This window comes from Pseudomonas sp. MF06569, assembly GCF_059862735.1.
In genome coordinates, this window is record NZ_JCBCUZ010000003.1 from 266083 (window position 1) to 281442 (window position 15360).

Consider the following 15360-nt stretch of genomic DNA (forward strand, 5'->3'; position numbering starts at 1 on the left):
CAATTGTTACTCCGCCTTCTGCTTTTCAAGTGCAACTTGGTACAAGACGTTTTTGCGTTCACCGGTTATTTCAGCGGCAAGTGCAGCCGCACGCTTGAGTGGCATTTCTTTAAGCAGCAAGTCGAGAATACGCATCGCCTCGCTACTGACCACTTCATCTGTTTCTGGCGCAGTCCAGCCGGCAACCAGAACTACGCACTCGCCGCGCTGCTGATTAGTGTCGCCTTCAACAAATGCACGCAACTCGGACAGGGGCAAACCCTTGAGTGTTTCGAACGTTTTAGTCAACTCGCGCGCCAGCAATGCCGGGCGCTCTGGCCCGAATACCAGCTCAAGATCTTGCAGGCACTCAAGAATGCGGTGCGGCGCTTCGTAAAAGATCAGCGTGCGGGGTTCTTCCTTGAGCAGCTCCAGACGCGAACGACGTCCGACAGCCTTGGCAGGAAGGAACCCTTCGAAAATAAAGCGATCTGAGGGCAGCCCCGCCGCAGACAGGGCCGCGATCAAGGCGCAGGCACCCGGTACAGGCACAACCTTGACCCCCGCCGCTCGCGCCTGACGCACCAGGTGATAACCCGGGTCGGAGATCAGCGGCGTACCCGCATCAGAAATCAGTGCAACATCTTCACCGGCCAGCAAACGCTGGATAAAGCGGCTGCCCTCATCACGTTCGTTGTGCTCGTGACAGGCGCCCAGCGGCGTTGAAATACCAAAATGCTGCAGCAGGCGCAGGGAGTGGCGCGTGTCTTCGGCCGCAATCAATGACACGTCACGCAATACCTTGAGCGCACGCGCACTGATGTCGTCCAGGTTACCGATGGGCGTGGCCACCACATAAAGTGAGCCAAGAACGGAATTCAAATCACCTGGAGCAGTCAAAACGCACACCTCATAAGAGTTAAAGGCGCCATTGTAGCGCGTAGAGCCCTCTTGAACGCACCCACCCTGCAGGCCGCAGAACGCCATGCAGGCAAACTTTCACCTGCACAACGTACAGATCACATCTAAATTCAGGCTTTATTGCCTCTAACATCGCGCCCCGGCCAGTGCTTGGGTACACTTCCCCACTCATTTGATCGAGTATCAGGAACACTACATGATCGCTTGCCTGCGGCTGTTCACTGCCCTCTGCCTCGCTGCCCTGTTGGCGGCTTGCGCCAGCTCGCCCTCGTCCAGCCTTGGCGAACTTCCACGGACCCCGGACGCCAGTCTCGAGCAGTTGCTCCAGCAGGCATCCGAAACCACCAATCCGGAAAAGGCCGCCCTGTTGCGCCTTTCGGCAGCCGACCTCGCCCAGCGCCAGCAGAATACTGCGCGTGCAGCGCAAATTTTGGCTCTGGTGCCAATGGATCAACTCAAGCCTGCCCAGCAAGTGTTTGCCAGCACGCTGGCAGCCGAGCTGGCGATGAGCCGCAATGACCACAAGTCCGCGCTGGCCGCCTTGAACCACCCAAGCCTGTCGATCCTGGGCCAGCTACCAGCCGACCTGCAGGTGCGCACGCATACCGTCCATGCCCTTGCCCTCGAAGCTGACGGCCAAACGCTGGCGGCCGCACGCGAACGTACAGCAATGAGCCCGAACCTGACCGGCGACGCTGCCAATAGCAACAATGAAGCCATTTGGGCACTGGTGGCCGCCTTGCCGGTCGATCAGTTGCACGCACAAAACAACGACGTGCTGGGTGGCTGGATGTCCCTGGCCCTGGCCGTCAAGAGCGCGGGCACCCTGCAGGATCAGCAGAACGCCATTGATCAGTGGCGCGCGCAGAACCCAGCTCACCCTGCCGCCATCCAGTTGCCAGCACCCCTGATCAAGCTCAAGGAACTGGCCAGCCAACCCCTGACCAAAATTGCCTTGCTACTGCCGCAGGACGGCCAGTTGGCCTCCGTGAGCAAAGCACTGCGCGACGGCTTTATGGCTGCGCACTATCAGGCCCAGCAAGCAGGGCAAAACCCGCCAAGCATTCAGTTCTACAACAGCTCGCGCCTGACGTCCCTGGACGAGTTCTATCGCCAGGCACAAGCCGACGGCGTGCAACTGGTCGTTGGACCACTGGAAAAAAACCTGGTCAAACAACTCAGTGCTCGCCCGCAATTACCGATCACGACGCTGGCCCTGAACTATAACGAGGGCGCTCAAGGCCCGGCGCAACTGTTCCAGTTTGGTCTGGCAGCGGAAGATGAAGCCCGCGAAGTGGCACGACGCGCACGCGCCGACGGCCTGACCCGTGCTGGCGCCATGGTGCCAGTCGGCGAATGGGGCGACCGGGTGCTCAAGGCATTCCGCCAGGAGTGGGAAGCACACGGCGGCACCATTGTCGGCACGGAACACATCGACAAGCCCGTAGCACTGGCCCAGCAAGTCGCAGACCTGGTTCAATTGCGCAAAGGCGGCGGCTCTGCACAACCGACGCGCCGCCAGGACATGGAGTTCATCTTCCTGGCCGCGACCCCTCAGCAGGCACAGCAGATCAAACCGACCCTGAACTACCAGTACGCCGGTGATCTCCCGGTTTACGCGACTTCCCACGTATTCAGCGCCAGTGGCGACCAGAATCAGTACAACGACATGAACGGCATCCGTTTTTGTGAAACACCCTGGTTGCTCGATACAACCAACCCGCTGCGCCAACAAGTCACCGCACAATGGCCACAAGCGGGTGGCAGCCTGGGGCGCCTGTACGCGATGGGCATCGACGCCTATCGCCTGGCACCGAGCCTGGGTCAGTTGAAAGCACTGCCCGACACCCGGATTGACGGCTTGTCCGGCAGCCTGAGCATGAGCCCGGCACAGCGTGTCGAGCGTCAGCTGCCGTGGGCCGAGTTCGTCAATGGCCAGCCTCAACGCCTGCCTGCTACCCCCAACTGATGCCCGAGCGCTCAAGCCAAGACATTGGCAAGGATGCCGAGCGCATGGCGCTACGGCATCTTGAGCAACAGGGTTTGCGCCTGCTGGCGCAAAACTGGTCATGCAAGCGCGGCGAGCTGGATCTGGTCATGCTTGACGGCGATACAGTAGTATTCGTCGAAGTTCGTTACCGACAACACGCGCAATGGGGTGGCGCACTGGCCAGCATTGACGCACGCAAGCGTCAAAAGCTGATACTTGCCGCCCAGCATTTTTTGCAGCGCCAGGCACGCTGGGCCGAGCACCCGTGCCGGTTTGACGTGGTGACAATGGACAGCGCAACACCCCAATTGAACTGGCTACGGAATGCCTTTGACAGCCAATAACGCTGCCAGACCGATTCCAGCACCCTTTTTTAAACGATTTTGCTTTGCTTTGCTGGCTGCACATTCTTGTGCCGGGAAGTCACTCAGGAACACCTGGATCACGCCCGACCAGCCGCCCTACTTAAGGTCACATAGATGGACATGCAATCCCGTATTCGCCAGCTTTTCCAAGCCAGCATCGACACCAAGCAGCAGGCGATGGAAGTGCTTGCCCCTCACATCGAGCAAGCCAGCCAGGTCATGGTCAATGCCCTGCTCAATGAGGGCAAAATGCTTTCGTGCGGCAATGGCGGGTCGGCAGGTGACGCCCAGCACTTTTCGTCCGAACTGCTCAACCGCTTCGAGCGAGAGCGCCCGAGCCTGCCGGCCATTGCACTGACCACCGACTCGTCAACGATCACCTCGATCGCCAACGATTACAGCTTCAACGAGATTTTCTCCAAGCAGATCCGCGCACTCGGCCAACCTGGCGATGTGCTGCTGGCTATTTCCACCAGCGGCAACTCGGCCAATATCATCCAGGCCATTCAAGCCGCCCACGATCGCGAGATGATCGTCGTCGCAATGACTGGCCGTGATGGCGGCGGCATGGCCTCACTGCTGCTGCCCGAGGACGTGGAAATTCGCGTACCTTCCAATGTCACAGCACGAATTCAAGAAGTCCACCTGCTGGCGATCCACTGCTTGTGCGATCTGATCGACAGCCAACTGTTCGGGAGTGAAGAATGACTTTTAATCGCCTTGGCCTGATAGCCCTGACCCTGTGTCTTGGTCTGACTGCCGGTTGCAGTTCGGTACTGACCGCCACCCGCGACAAGCCCATTGAGGATGATCGCGGCACCCGCACCTTCGGCAGCAAAATCGATGACTCCCTGATTGAAACCAAAGTCGCCGTGAACGTGGCCAAGGCCAACCCGGACCTGGACACCGGCTCGCATATCGTTGTCACCAGCTACAACGGCATCGTGCTGCTGGCCGGCCAGACCCCGCGCGCAGACCTCAAGGCCCAGGCCGAACAAGCTGCCGCCGCCGTTCAACGCGTGAAGAAGGTCAACAACGAACTGCAAGTCATGGCACCGTCATCGATCCTTGCGCGCAACAACGACGCTTGGCTGACCACCAAGATCAAGACCCAGATGCTGACCGACAACGCGATTCCTGGCTCACGGATCAAAATCGTCACGGAAAACGGCATCGTCTACATGCTCGGCCTCGTGACCAAGCAGGAAGCCGCCCGCGCCACCAGCCTGGTGCAAGGGGTTTCCGGGGTGCAGAAAATCGTCAAACTGTTCGAGTACATCGACTGACAGCTCCCAACTGCCAGACACAAAAAAGGCGACCTTCTCAGGTCGCCTTTTTTATCACTTCACCACTTTCAGGCTTGGCCGGCCCGTAGGACGCGGCGGCTCGGTGCCTGGCGGTGGCCCATCGTCATCCGGCTCAACCTCGTCATCAGCCTCAAGAGACTCTTCCAGGTCGAACACCATGCCCTGGCCGTTCTCGCGGGCGTAAACGCCCAGGATTGCTGCAATAGGCACGTACAACGTGTGAGGTACACCACCAAAACGCCCTTCAAAGCTTACTGCTTCGTTGTCCATGTGCAATTGACGCACGGCGGTTGGCGAAACATTCAGGACAATCTGCCCGTCACTGGCAAAACCCGCAGGCACTTGCACCTTCGGGTAGTCAGAGTTAACCAGCATGTGCGGAGTGCAGTCGTTATCAACGATCCACTCATAGAGCGCACGCACCAGATAAGGTCGACTTGAATTCATCGAGGGCTCCTAAAGCCTTAGCGCATGTCGCGTTCGACACCAGACAAACTCGCCTGGAAAGCCTCACGCGCAAATTGGCGCTCCATATAGTCGAGCAGCGGCTTGGCTGGCCGCGGCAATTCAATACCCAAAACAGGCAAGCGCCAGAGTATCGGCAATAGGCAGCAGTCGACCAGACTTTGCTCATCACTGAGGAAAAAAGGTTTGTCGGCAAACAATGCAGAAACACCCGTCAAGCTCTCGCGCAATTCCTTGCGGGCCTGTACACGCGCAGGCTCCTTGGTCCGTGAATCAAGGATCAAATCAACCAACGCACACCAGTCACGCTGAATACGATGAATCAGCAGACGGCTATTGGCCCGCGCCACCGGATAAACCGGCAACAGCGGCGGATGCGGGTAACGCTCATCCAGATATTCCATCACCACAGTCGACTCCCACAACGCCAGGTCACGATCGACCAGGGTTGGCAGGCTGCCGTAAGGGTTCACTTCGATCAGCTTCGGCGGCTGACGGCCCGCCTCCACACTGATGATCTCGGCGCTGACACCTTTCTCTGCGAGCACAATGCGTACTCGATGGGAATAGTGGTCGGCGGGGTCGGAGTAACAGGCCAACCGATTGGTCACGCCCATGGCGGTCCTCCTCGCTTGTTGAAATTATCGGGAGCGGAAAAACGAACGCGCCCAAGGAACGCCTCTGATAACCGCAGAACCTGGGCAAGCCGGGTCGTTGGACCCCGCTTGCCACCCGTCCTGCACTGTTACCTTTTCAGAGACACCCTCGGGCGCGCACGATTAACAGCATTGCGTGTAACTATATCAGTGCACATCCTTCCAGTATTCGCGCTTGAGCAGATAAGCGAATACAAAGAGGAAGGCCAGGTAGATCAGCACGTAAGTACCGATGCGCTGATGCTCCAGCTTCACCGGGTTGGCCGAGTAGGCCAGGAAGGTCACAAGGTTCTTGATCTTCTCATCGAACTGCTCTTCAGTCAGTGCGCCGGTTTTTGGCAGCACTGTCAGTTGGTCGCACGCTTCATGCGTCAAAGGCGTGCCGGTGAGCGGATCATACTGCTTCTTGCCGTCTTCGACGATCTGTACTTGCTTGCAACCCACAACCTGACGGCCTTGCAGCGGCGCCAGAACGTTAGGCATACCCACGTTCGGGAAGACCTTGTTGTTCACACCCCAAGGGCGAGACGGGTCTTCGTAGAAGGCGCGCAGGTAGCTGTACAGCCAGTCAGTACCACGGACACGGGCTACCAGCGTCAGGTCTGGCGGTGCAGCACCGAACCATGCCTTGGCATCAGCAGGCTGCATGCCGATGTTCATGTGGTCGCCAATCTTGGCTCCGGTGAACACCAGATTGTCGAGCATGACGTCATGGGGAATCCCCAGATCGTCCGCCACGCGCTCGTAACGCTGGAACTTGGCACTGTGACAGCCCATACAGTAGTTGGCGAACGTGCGCGCGCCATCCTGCATGGCAGCCTTGTCAGAAACATCGATGTCGACCTTGTCGAGCTGCACACCTTGTTCAGCCGCAAAGGAAAACACAGGCATAACTGCGAGCATCAATACAGCAAATAGCTTTTTCATCAGCCAGTCACCCTTTCCGGAACCGGTTTGGTCTTCTCAAGCCTGGTGTAGAACGGCATCAGAATGAAGTAGGCGAAGTACAGGAACGTACACACCTGCGACAGCAGCGTGCGGCCCGGGGTCGGTGCCAATACACCCAGCACACCCAGAATCACGAAGGAGATGCAGAACACCCACAGCCACACCTTGCTCATCCAGCCCTTGTAGCGCATGGATTTAACAGGGCTGCGGTCAAGCCACGGCAGCACGAACAGCATTGCAATCGCGGCACCCATGGCAATCACGCCAAGCAGCTTGTCCGGAATTGCACGCAAGATCGCGTAGAACGGTGTGAAGTACCAGACAGGGGCAATGTGCTCCGGCGTTTTAAAGGCGTTAGCCTGTTCAAAGTTCGGTTTTTCCAGGAAGTAACCACCCATTTCCGGGAAGAAGAAGACAATCGAGCAGAAGATGAACAGGAACACCACGACGCCGACGATATCTTTCACGGTGTAATACGGATGGAAGGGAATGCCGTCCAGCGGTATGCCGTTTTCGTCTTTGTGCTTCTTGATGTCCACACCGTCCGGGTTGTTGGACCCGACTTCGTGCAACGCCAGAATGTGCAGCACCACCAGACCCAGAATCACGATCGGCAAGGCCACTACGTGCAAGGCGAAGAAGCGGTTCAGGGTAATCCCGGAGATCAGGTAGTCACCACGAATCCACTGGGTCAGGTCGTTACCGATAACCGGAATCGCACCAAACAGCGAAATGATCACCTGGGCGCCCCAATAGGACATTTGACCCCAAGGCAACAAATAACCCATGAAGGCTTCTGCCATCAGGGCCAGGTAAATCATCATGCCGAACAGCCACACCAGCTCACGGGGCTTCTGATACGAGCCGTAGAGCAAGCCGCGGAACATGTGCAGATAGACGACAACAAAGAACGCCGATGCACCTGTTGAGTGCAAATAACGCAAGATGGAGCCGTATTCGACGTCACGCATGATGTATTCGACAGAAGCAAAGGCTTCTTCTGCCGATGGCGTGTAACTCATGGTCAGCCACACGCCGGTCACGATCTGGTTAACCAGAACGAGCAATGCGAGGGAGCCAAAGAAATAGAAGAAGTTGAAGTTCTTCGGGGCGTAATACTTGCTGAGGTGGTCTTCCCACATCTTGGTGGCAGGGAAGCGGGCATCTACCCAATCCATGAACTTGCTCATTACGCGTTCTCCCCATCGAGGCCAACGACAACAATGTTGTCCGACTCATAATAGTAGGGCGGTACTGGCAGGTTCAGCGGGGCTGGCTGCGACTTGTAAACGCGGCCGGCCAGATCATAGTGCGAACCATGACAAGGGCAGAAATATCCACCTACCCAATCCTTGCCAAGATCAACAGGCGCGACCTCAGGACGGAACGTAGGCGAGCAACCCAAGTGGGTGCAAATACCGATCAACAACAGAATTTCTGGTTTGATCGACCGCAACTCCGGATTCACATAAGCAGGCTGATCAGATTGCTTGGAATCAGGGTCAGCAAGCTGCCCTTCAATCTTCTTCAGATTTGCCAGGATTTCCTCGGTGCGACGTACGATGAATACTGGCTGACCACGCCATTCAGCAATCATTTGCTGACCTGGCTCGACCTTTGCAATATTCACTTTCACCGGTGCGCCAGCGGCTTTCGCCTTGGCACTGGGAAACCACGACCCCACGAACGGGACCGCCGCCCCCACCGCTCCTGCAGCACCCACCACGGATGTGGCTGCTACGAGGAAGCGACGCCGGCCGACATTTACGCCGTCATTGCTCATTCAGTCCTCTCCCATCAGCTTTGTGGCCTGTTAAATCAGGCATCTACTAAATTTGCATCTGAACTTATAAAAATTTTGCAGAATGGTAATGAAAAGCCCCTACTCTGACAAGGTAATTACCGCTCTCGGGCGGCTACAAGCCTTGTAGTATAGGCGTTTGCTGGATGTGGCAAGTTGTCACACCAATAATTCATCACCCATAAAAAAAGCCCAGCTCCGAAGGAGACTGGGCTTTTTTGAACGAAGCTGCGAATTAACGCTTCGAGTACTGCGGACGCTTACGCGCTTTACGCAGACCGACTTTCTTACGTTCAACTTCACGAGCATCGCGAGTTACGAAGCCAGCTTTGCGCAGAGCGCCACGCAGGGTTTCGTCGTACTGCATCAGTGCGCGAGTGATACCGTGGCGGATTGCGCCAGCTTGACCACTTACACCACCACCGATCACGGTGACGTAGATGTCGAATTTCTCGACAGTCTCAGTCAGTTCCAACGGCTGACGAACTACCATGCGGGCAGTTTCGCGACCGAAGAAATTCTCCAGAGTGCGGTTGTTGATCGAGATGTTACCGGTACCTGGACGCAGGAAAACGCGTGCAGTTGCGGTTTTACGACGGCCAGTGCCGTAGTTTTGAGTCGCCGACATAATGAACTATTCCGTTAAAACTTCAGTTCTTGGGGCTGCTGAGCAGTATGAGGGTGAGCAGCGCCCGCATAGACTTTCAGCTTACGGTACATGTCGCGACCCAGTGGGTTTTTAGGCAGCATGCCTTTAACCGCGGTCTCGATCACGCGCTCAGGAGCTTTGGCGATCAGCTTTTCGAAGTTGATCGACTTAATCCCGCCCGGGAAACCGGAGTGAGAGTAGTACATTTTGTCAGTGGTTTTAGCACCAGTGACACGGATCTGCTCAGCATTGATAACAACGATGTAGTCACCGGTGTCAACGTGCGGAGTGTATTCCGGCTTGTGCTTGCCACGCAGACGGCTCGCGATCTCGGTGGCCAGACGACCCAGGGTCTGACCAGCAGCGTCGACGACAAACCAGTCGCGCTTTACTGTTTCTGGTTTAGCAGTAAAAGTTTTCATTCTTTATAGCCTCAGGGGCCGCCCTGTAAATTAGACGGCAGATCTTACTGAATAGTGCGTACTTTGACAAGTCAAAGGCAGCCGGATACAGACGCTATCGGGGGCTCGGGTCAGCGCGTCCGTTCAACGGCAAGATTCTTCGGCAGGCGGCGCATCACTTCCACTGCAGAAAGAGGTCGGCAATTATCCAGATTGCGCAAAAAATTACAACCTGCTTTTATGTTTGTTTACCCGAAGGAGCACCCGATGGACTACCGCAAGCTAGGCCGAACCGATCTGAAAGTAAGCGAAATCGCCCTCGGAACCATGACCTGGGGCGAGCAGAACACCCAGGCTGAAGCCTTCGAGCAAATCGAATACGCAAAAAATGCCGGCATCAATTTCATCGACACCGCCGAGATGTATCCGGTGCCGCCAAAGGCCGAAACCTACGCCAGCACCGAGCGCTACATCGGCAACTGGTTCAAGGAACGCGGGGATCGCGCCGACTGGGTGCTGGCGAGCAAGATCGCCGGTCCCGGCAACGGTATCGACTACATCCGCGACGGCAACCTCAAGCACAACCGCACCCACATCGTGCAAGCCCTGGACGCCAGCCTCAAACGCCTGCAAACCGACTGGATCGACCTCTACCAGCTGCACTGGCCCGAGCGCAGCACCAACTTTTTCGGCCAGCTTGGCTACAAGCACAACGCCGACGAGGATTTCACGCCACTGGAGGACACCCTCCAGGCGCTGGACGAGCAGGTCAAGGCCGGCAAGATCCGCCACATAGGCCTGTCCAACGAAACGCCGTGGGCCACCATGAAGTTCCTGCAACTGGCCGAGAGCCGTGGCTGGCCACGTGCGGTATCGATCCAGAACCCCTACAACCTGCTCAACCGCAGCTTTGAAGTGGGCCTGGCGGAAATTGCCATTCGCGAACAGTGCGGCCTGCTTGCCTACTCGCCCCTGGCGTTCGGCATGCTGTCGGGCAAGTACAGTGGCGGCGCCCAACCGCCAAAAGGTCGCCTGAGCCTCTACAGCCGCTTCTCGCGCTATTCAAACCCGCAAGCGGTGGCTGTCAGTGAGCGCTACGTGGCTCTGGCCCGCGAACACGGCCTGGATCCGGCACAAATGGCACTGGCCTACGTTACCCAACAACCGTTCGTTACCAGCAACATCATTGGGGCGACGACGATGGAGCAGTTGCGAAGCAACATCGCCAGCCACGACCTGAAATTGTCGGATGAGGTGCTGGCGGGCATCGAAGCGATTCACAAGGACCAGCCAAACCCGGCGCCTTGATCCTGCTGTAAACCGTTTTCGTAGCAGTTGCCGAAGGCGACGTCCGATTGCGAAGCAATCGTAAACCTGAGAGCGCCGACTAACTGTCAGTGCGCAACCTCCGACCTTACGACGGCTACGCTGCCGGACGCAGCCTGCGGCAGCTGCTACAGGGGCGGCGCAACCTCCCCCTAGACACACAGGAAAAAAAATAAGACGATCCAGCCGTAAGTTGACCAATTTCACCTATAAGAATAATCAAAATATGTCTATGTCTAATCAACTCTCAACGCCCTTGCGGCGCGTCAGCATCCTGGCCATCGATCGGGTATTCGCCTCGACCCTGATGCATGCCAAGGACTTTTTTCACCTCGCCAGCCTGCGTCATGGCAAGCAATTGGGCCGCGGCCTTACCCCCACCTTCGAGACACGCCTGGTGAGCCCCGACGGCAAACCCGCAGTCAGCTTCAGCAATGTAGTGCTCCCCGTCGATGGCGGCCTGGAGGACTCCGACATCATCATCCTCCCGGCTTTCGGGGAAGACTTCGACACAATCTGCCAGCGCTACCCGCAAGTCCTGCCGTGGCTGCGCGAGCAGCATGCTCGCGGTGCAGTCTTGTGCGCGGAGGCCACCGGGGTATTCTGGCTCGCAGAAGCCGGGCTGCTGGATGGCAAGGAAGCCACCACGTACTGGCGCTTTTTCGACACGTTTGCCCAGCGCTATCCTGAGGTTCACCTCAATCAGGACAAGCACCTCACTGACGCAGACAATCTCTACTGCGCCGGCGGGCCGACCTCTGCCTGCGACCTCTACATCTACATGATCGAACGTTTCTGCGGTGCCAACATTGCCCAGGCCGTGGCCCGCGACATTCTTTACGAGGTGCAGCGCAACTACACCCCCGGACGCATTGGCTTTGGCGGCCAGAAGCTGCACCAGGACGTGATCATTCTGCAAATCCAGCAATGGCTCGAAGACCACTTTGCCGACAAGTTTCGCTTTGAAGACGTCGCTCGCGATCATGGCATGAGCATCCGCAACTTCATGCGTCGCTTTCAGTTGGCCACGGGTGACAAACCCCTGCACTACCTGCAACGCCTGCGCATAGAAACGGCCAAGGGACTGCTTTCGGCCTCGCGCAAAAGCATCAAGACCATCAGCTACGACGTGGGCTATGACGACGCGAGTTTCTTTGCGCGACTGTTTCGCCAGCACACTGAGTTGTCACCGAACCAATATCGGCAGCAGTTCTTGCAGGCGGGCGTAAAACAGGTGGCTTGAATTCCAGGTGACGGGCTTGATAGCCCGATGCTGAAGACGCCTTCCGGGTTCTGGAGAGCAAAAAAAAGGCCTGCAATGCAGGCCTTTTTTTTCGACTAGGGTTTGTGCGCCCTGGTCAGGTATTCGTGAGACTGCATTTCCAGCAAACGGCTGAGGGTACGCTGGAACTCGAAGTTCAGGCGCCCGCCGGTGTACAAGTCCTTGAGTTCGACTTCAGCCGAGATGATCAGCTTGACGTTGCGGTCATAGAACTCGTCGACCATGTTGATAAAGCGTCGGGCGATGTCGTCGGTTTTAACGTCCATCTGCTCCACACCGCTGATGATCACAGCGTTGAAGATTTTACCCAGCTCGATGTAGTCATTCTGGCTACGCGGGCCGTCGCACAACTCGCGAAAATCGAACCAGGCCACGTCATCGCAAGTGCGAAGGGCGCGAATGGTGCGGTTTTCGATGATCAGGTCATCGCCTTCAATCGCCCGGGTAGAGTTGTGCGTCAGCGCCTTGAAGCTCTCGCGCAAACTTTTCTCGGAAGCCTCGTCCAGCGGGAAGTGGAACAGTTCGGCCTGCTCCAGATGACGCAGACGGTAGTCGACGCCGCTGTCGACGTTGACGATCTCGGTGTTTTGCTTGATCAGAGCAATGGCAGGCAAGAAGCGCGCGCGCTGCAAGCCGTCCTTGTACAAACCGTCCGGCACGATGTTCGACGTCGCAACCAGGGTAACGCCGTTTTTGAACAGCTCTTCCATCAAGGTGCCCAGAATCATTGCATCGGTAATGTCCGACACAAAGAATTCGTCAAAGCAGATCACCCGTGCTTCATCCGAGAAGCGCTTGGCAATGATGGTCAACGGGTTCTTTTCGCCATTGAGGGTACGCATCTCTTCGTGCACGCGCTTCATGAAGCGGTGGAAGTGAGTACGCATCTTCTGCTTGAACGGCAACGCGTCGAAGAACGTGTCGACCAGATACGTCTTGCCCCGGCCTACGCCACCCCAGAAGTAGATGCCCTTGACCGGCGTCAGCTCTTTTTTGCCGAACAGCTTGCCGAACAGGCCCGGCTTGCTTTGGGAAGCCGCCACCAGGTCGTCGTACAGGCGCTGCAGATGGCGCACGGCGTTTTCCTGCGCGGCATCGTGAAAGAAGTCCGGGCGTTTCAGATCAACTTGATATCGTTCTAGAGGCGTCATAATTCGTTAGCAAGGCAACAAAAACGGGCCGACACTGTAGCGACGGCCCTTGGGAATGGCAATCAAACCTGAGACGAAACGTCGCACTTTCTCAGTCTTGCGCGGGCAGCAGTGCCACTCGCAGTGCTTCGATTGCCCCATCACGTGACGAACTGTCGGCAAACGCCGGGCTGTCGGCCACACAGGCGTCGTCCAGCCAGACGCTGAAGCTCAGTTCATCAGTGCGCACATCCAGCGGCTCACCGGATTGCAACTGCTTGGTCACCTGACCTGCGGCTTTACCATCGGCAAAACTGCGTGACAGCAACAATTGCTCGCCATCTGCGGCCAGCAAGCGGAAACGGAAACTGCCGTCTTCGTCGCGAAAGCTGACAAAGCGCGGGCCCTTGACGGCTTTCTTTTTGCTGGCGGTGGCGGTCTGAGCCACGCTGACAAATGAACGCAGACCCACCGCCTCACGCAGTTGCTCAAGGAATGGACTCGCGGTTTTACGGGCTTTTTGCGCGCCAGCCAGAAGAATGTCTTCCATATCGGCAGGTCGCGACATCAAGTCATGATAACGCTCGCGGGACTCACCCAGTTCGGCGTCCAGCTGCTTGAACAGGCGCTCTTTCGCCTCGCCCCAGCCCAGGCCCTGCAACAGCTCGCTGCGCAACTCTGCCGCCTGCTCAGGCGTGGAGAATGCCTGGTACAGGGTGAACAGGTGCGAGTTGTCCGGATCTTTCGGCTCGCCCGGCGCACGGGAGTCGGTAACGATGCGCGAGATAGCGCTTTTCATGTCTTTGGCGCTGCTGAACAACGGAATGGTGTTGTCGTAGCTTTTGGACATCTTGCGACCATCAAGGCCCGGCAAGGTGGCCACGCTTTCTTCGATCAGCGCTTCAGGCATGGCGAAAAACTCTTTGCCATTGCCGAACAGATGGTTAAAGCGCTGGCCAATGTCACGGGCCATTTCAACGTGCTGGATCTGATCACGACCGACCGGCACCTTGTTGGCGTTGAACATCAGGATGTCCGCCGCCATCAACACCGGATAGCTGTACAGCCCCATGGTGATGCCCGCATCCGGGTCTTCGCCATTTTCCAGGTTCTTGTCGACCGAAGCCTTGTAGGCATGGGCACGGTTGAGCAGGCCTTTGGCAGCGACGCAGGTCAGCAGCCAGGTCAGTTCCGGGATTTCCGGGATATCTGACTGGCGATAGAACGTCACACGATCAACATCAAGACCGGCGGCCAGCCAGGTCGCAGCGATTTCCTGACGCGAGCGCTGGATGCGCAGCGGGTCATCGCATTTGATCAGGGCGTGATAGTCGGCCAGAAAGTAGAACGAGTCGGCATTGAGGTCGCGGCTGGCCACGATCGCAGGGCGAATGGCCCCGGCGTAGTTGCCCAGGTGCGGCGTACCGGTGGTGGTGATACCGGTGAGGATACGAGTACGAGAGGTCATGGGTAATCGCTTATCAGGCTGCAATCAATTCGAAAGGCGTGGCGCTACCAACTCTTTGAGCTCGGGCAGCTTGCCGTGAAAAAAGTGTCCGCATTCTGCCACTTTCAGCAGCTCATGGGGGCGCGACAGGTGGTTTGACCAGTTATAGACCAACTGCGGATCAATCACTTCGTCGGCTTCAGGCTGGATAACCGTCAAGGGGCACCCTTGCGGCAAGGGGTAGTCGTCACGCAAACGCGAGACCGCTGTAGCGATCATGAACAGATGCGACAGCTTTTCGCCCTCGGCCTCAAGTCGCCCGCCCAGGCTGGCCGCGACAAAGCCGCCAAACGAAAAACCGATCAGAGTGATGGGCAATTCAGGGTGTTTGGCGCGCAACCAATGAGCCGCCGCCAGTGCGTCGTCGATTTCGCCAGTGCCCATATCGTGACTGCCAGCGCTCGCGCCGACACCACGGTAATTAAATCGCAAGGTAATCAGGCCAGCATCACGGGCAGTGCGTTGCAGGGTCGAAACCACTTTATTCATCATCGTTCCGCCCTGCACCGGATTAGGGTGGCACAGCAGCGCAAGGCCCCGTGGCTCAGCAGAATCAAGGTACAAGGCTTCCAGTTGGCCGACCGGGCCATCAATTACTACGGGGGTTTCGCGGGTAAGCAAGAAGGAACTCCG

General features: G+C 57.4%; 17 protein-coding genes. 6 read left to right on the forward strand and 11 right to left on the reverse strand.

All coding sequences use genetic code 11. The features are described from left to right. Positions 1-6 precede the first annotated feature (6 nt). Positions 7-888, reverse strand: coding sequence for a 16S rRNA (cytidine(1402)-2'-O)-methyltransferase (gene rsmI / locus AC19YQ_RS05285; RefSeq protein WP_374105684.1), 882 nt, complete (start codon positions 886-888; stop codon positions 7-9). A 208-nt stretch (positions 889-1096) separates the two neighbouring features. Here rsmI and AC19YQ_RS05290 point away from each other — a divergent pair, with 208 nt between their 5' ends. From AC19YQ_RS05290 to AC19YQ_RS05305, 4 genes are all read left to right on the forward strand, one after another. After that, on the forward strand, positions 1097-2869 hold the full coding sequence (locus tag AC19YQ_RS05290) for a penicillin-binding protein activator (RefSeq protein ID WP_326398464.1): 1773 nt from the start codon (positions 1097-1099) through the stop codon (positions 2867-2869). After that, entirely contained in the window at positions 2869-3234 is a 366-nt protein-coding gene (locus tag AC19YQ_RS05295; protein WP_500594723.1) for a YraN family protein, read from the forward strand. Before AC19YQ_RS05290 ends, AC19YQ_RS05295 begins: the two co-directional genes overlap by 1 nt. A gap of 135 nt (positions 3235-3369) precedes the next feature. Then, positions 3370-3963 (forward strand): phosphoheptose isomerase, encoded by a 594-nt coding sequence (locus AC19YQ_RS05300; protein WP_019408589.1) that lies wholly within the window; start codon positions 3370-3372, stop codon positions 3961-3963. Further along, positions 3960-4541 (forward strand): BON domain-containing protein, encoded by a 582-nt coding sequence (locus tag AC19YQ_RS05305; RefSeq protein WP_133078914.1) that lies wholly within the window; start codon positions 3960-3962, stop codon positions 4539-4541. The genes AC19YQ_RS05300 and AC19YQ_RS05305 overlap by 4 nt, the downstream gene beginning before the upstream one ends. A gap of 54 nt (positions 4542-4595) precedes the next feature. On the opposite strand, the gene AC19YQ_RS05310 is transcribed toward AC19YQ_RS05305, so the two are convergent. From AC19YQ_RS05310 to rplM, 7 genes are all read right to left on the reverse strand, one after another. Then, positions 4596-5009, reverse strand: coding sequence for a ClpXP protease specificity-enhancing factor (locus AC19YQ_RS05310; protein WP_133078913.1), 414 nt, complete (start codon positions 5007-5009; stop codon positions 4596-4598). Positions 5010-5026: 17 nt separating this feature from the next. Then, positions 5027-5644, reverse strand: a complete 618-nt coding sequence (locus AC19YQ_RS05315) for a glutathione S-transferase N-terminal domain-containing protein (RefSeq protein WP_016779514.1) — start codon at positions 5642-5644, stop codon at positions 5027-5029. 186 nt (positions 5645-5830) lie between these two features. Then, positions 5831-6610, reverse strand: a complete 780-nt coding sequence (locus AC19YQ_RS05320) for a cytochrome c1 (protein WP_019823826.1) — start codon at positions 6608-6610, stop codon at positions 5831-5833. Further along, on the reverse strand, positions 6610-7821 hold the full coding sequence (locus AC19YQ_RS05325; RefSeq protein ID WP_019823828.1) for a cytochrome b: 1212 nt from the start codon (positions 7819-7821) through the stop codon (positions 6610-6612). Before AC19YQ_RS05325 ends, AC19YQ_RS05320 begins: the two co-directional genes overlap by 1 nt. Continuing rightward, a complete protein-coding gene (gene petA / locus AC19YQ_RS05330) occupies positions 7821-8414 on the reverse strand; it encodes a ubiquinol-cytochrome c reductase iron-sulfur subunit (RefSeq protein ID WP_019823829.1) in 594 nt (197 codons plus the stop codon). Before petA ends, AC19YQ_RS05325 begins: the two co-directional genes overlap by 1 nt. A gap of 253 nt (positions 8415-8667) precedes the next feature. Further along, complete coding sequence (rpsI, locus tag AC19YQ_RS05335; RefSeq protein WP_003216038.1) at positions 8668-9060, reverse strand: 30S ribosomal protein S9; 393 nt, start codon at positions 9058-9060, stop codon at positions 8668-8670. Between the two features lie 14 nt (positions 9061-9074). Next, a complete protein-coding gene (gene rplM / locus AC19YQ_RS05340; protein ID WP_007917032.1) occupies positions 9075-9503 on the reverse strand; it encodes a 50S ribosomal protein L13 in 429 nt (142 codons plus the stop codon). A 246-nt stretch (positions 9504-9749) separates the two neighbouring features. Here rplM and AC19YQ_RS05345 point away from each other — a divergent pair, with 246 nt between their 5' ends. Together AC19YQ_RS05345 and AC19YQ_RS05350 are read left to right on the forward strand one after the other, a co-directional pair. After that, positions 9750-10790 carry an NADP(H)-dependent aldo-keto reductase gene (locus tag AC19YQ_RS05345; RefSeq protein WP_133078912.1) on the forward strand — a complete coding sequence of 347 codons (1041 nt, stop codon included), beginning with the start codon at positions 9750-9752 and terminating at the stop codon, positions 10788-10790. 325 nt (positions 10791-11115) lie between these two features. Beyond that, the gene (locus AC19YQ_RS05350) at positions 11116-12051 is read left to right on the forward strand and encodes a GlxA family transcriptional regulator (protein ID WP_219261008.1); all 936 of its coding nucleotides are present in this window, start codon (positions 11116-11118) and stop codon (positions 12049-12051) included. A 95-nt stretch (positions 12052-12146) separates the two neighbouring features. On the opposite strand, the gene zapE is transcribed toward AC19YQ_RS05350, so the two are convergent. The 3 genes from zapE to AC19YQ_RS05365 form a co-directional block, all read right to left on the reverse strand. Next, a complete protein-coding gene (gene zapE, locus AC19YQ_RS05355) occupies positions 12147-13241 on the reverse strand; it encodes a cell division protein ZapE (RefSeq protein WP_133078910.1) in 1095 nt (364 codons plus the stop codon). A 91-nt stretch (positions 13242-13332) separates the two neighbouring features. Next, complete coding sequence (locus AC19YQ_RS05360; RefSeq protein WP_133078909.1) at positions 13333-14688, reverse strand: tryptophan--tRNA ligase; 1356 nt, start codon at positions 14686-14688, stop codon at positions 13333-13335. 24 nt (positions 14689-14712) lie between these two features. Next, positions 14713-15348, reverse strand: a complete 636-nt coding sequence (locus AC19YQ_RS05365) for an alpha/beta hydrolase (RefSeq protein ID WP_133078908.1) — start codon at positions 15346-15348, stop codon at positions 14713-14715. Between the last annotated feature and the right edge of the window lie 12 nt (positions 15349-15360).

Coding starts and splice junctions, on each gene's coding strand:
- AC19YQ_RS05290 (WP_326398464.1), top strand. CDS start 1,097: ATGATCGCTTGCCTGCGGCTGTTCACTGCCCTCTGCCTCGCTGCCCTG.
- AC19YQ_RS05295 (WP_500594723.1), top strand. CDS start 2,869: ATGCCCGAGCGCTCAAGCCAAGACATTGGCAAGGATGCCGAGCGCATG.
- AC19YQ_RS05300 (WP_019408589.1), top strand. CDS start 3,370: ATGGACATGCAATCCCGTATTCGCCAGCTTTTCCAAGCCAGCATCGAC.
- AC19YQ_RS05305 (WP_133078914.1), top strand. CDS start 3,960: ATGACTTTTAATCGCCTTGGCCTGATAGCCCTGACCCTGTGTCTTGGT.
- AC19YQ_RS05310 (WP_133078913.1), bottom strand. CDS start 5,009: ATGAATTCAAGTCGACCTTATCTGGTGCGTGCGCTCTATGAGTGGATC.
- AC19YQ_RS05315 (WP_016779514.1), bottom strand. CDS start 5,644: ATGGGCGTGACCAATCGGTTGGCCTGTTACTCCGACCCCGCCGACCAC.
- AC19YQ_RS05320 (WP_019823826.1), bottom strand. CDS start 6,610: ATGAAAAAGCTATTTGCTGTATTGATGCTCGCAGTTATGCCTGTGTTT.
- AC19YQ_RS05325 (WP_019823828.1), bottom strand. CDS start 7,821: ATGAGCAAGTTCATGGATTGGGTAGATGCCCGCTTCCCTGCCACCAAG.
- petA (WP_019823829.1), bottom strand. CDS start 8,414: ATGAGCAATGACGGCGTAAATGTCGGCCGGCGTCGCTTCCTCGTAGCA.
- rpsI (WP_003216038.1), bottom strand. CDS start 9,060: ATGTCGGCGACTCAAAACTACGGCACTGGCCGTCGTAAAACCGCAACT.
- rplM (WP_007917032.1), bottom strand. CDS start 9,503: ATGAAAACTTTTACTGCTAAACCAGAAACAGTAAAGCGCGACTGGTTT.
- AC19YQ_RS05345 (WP_133078912.1), top strand. CDS start 9,750: ATGGACTACCGCAAGCTAGGCCGAACCGATCTGAAAGTAAGCGAAATC.
- AC19YQ_RS05350 (WP_219261008.1), top strand. CDS start 11,116: ATGCATGCCAAGGACTTTTTTCACCTCGCCAGCCTGCGTCATGGCAAG.
- zapE (WP_133078910.1), bottom strand. CDS start 13,241: ATGACGCCTCTAGAACGATATCAAGTTGATCTGAAACGCCCGGACTTC.
- AC19YQ_RS05360 (WP_133078909.1), bottom strand. CDS start 14,688: ATGACCTCTCGTACTCGTATCCTCACCGGTATCACCACCACCGGTACG.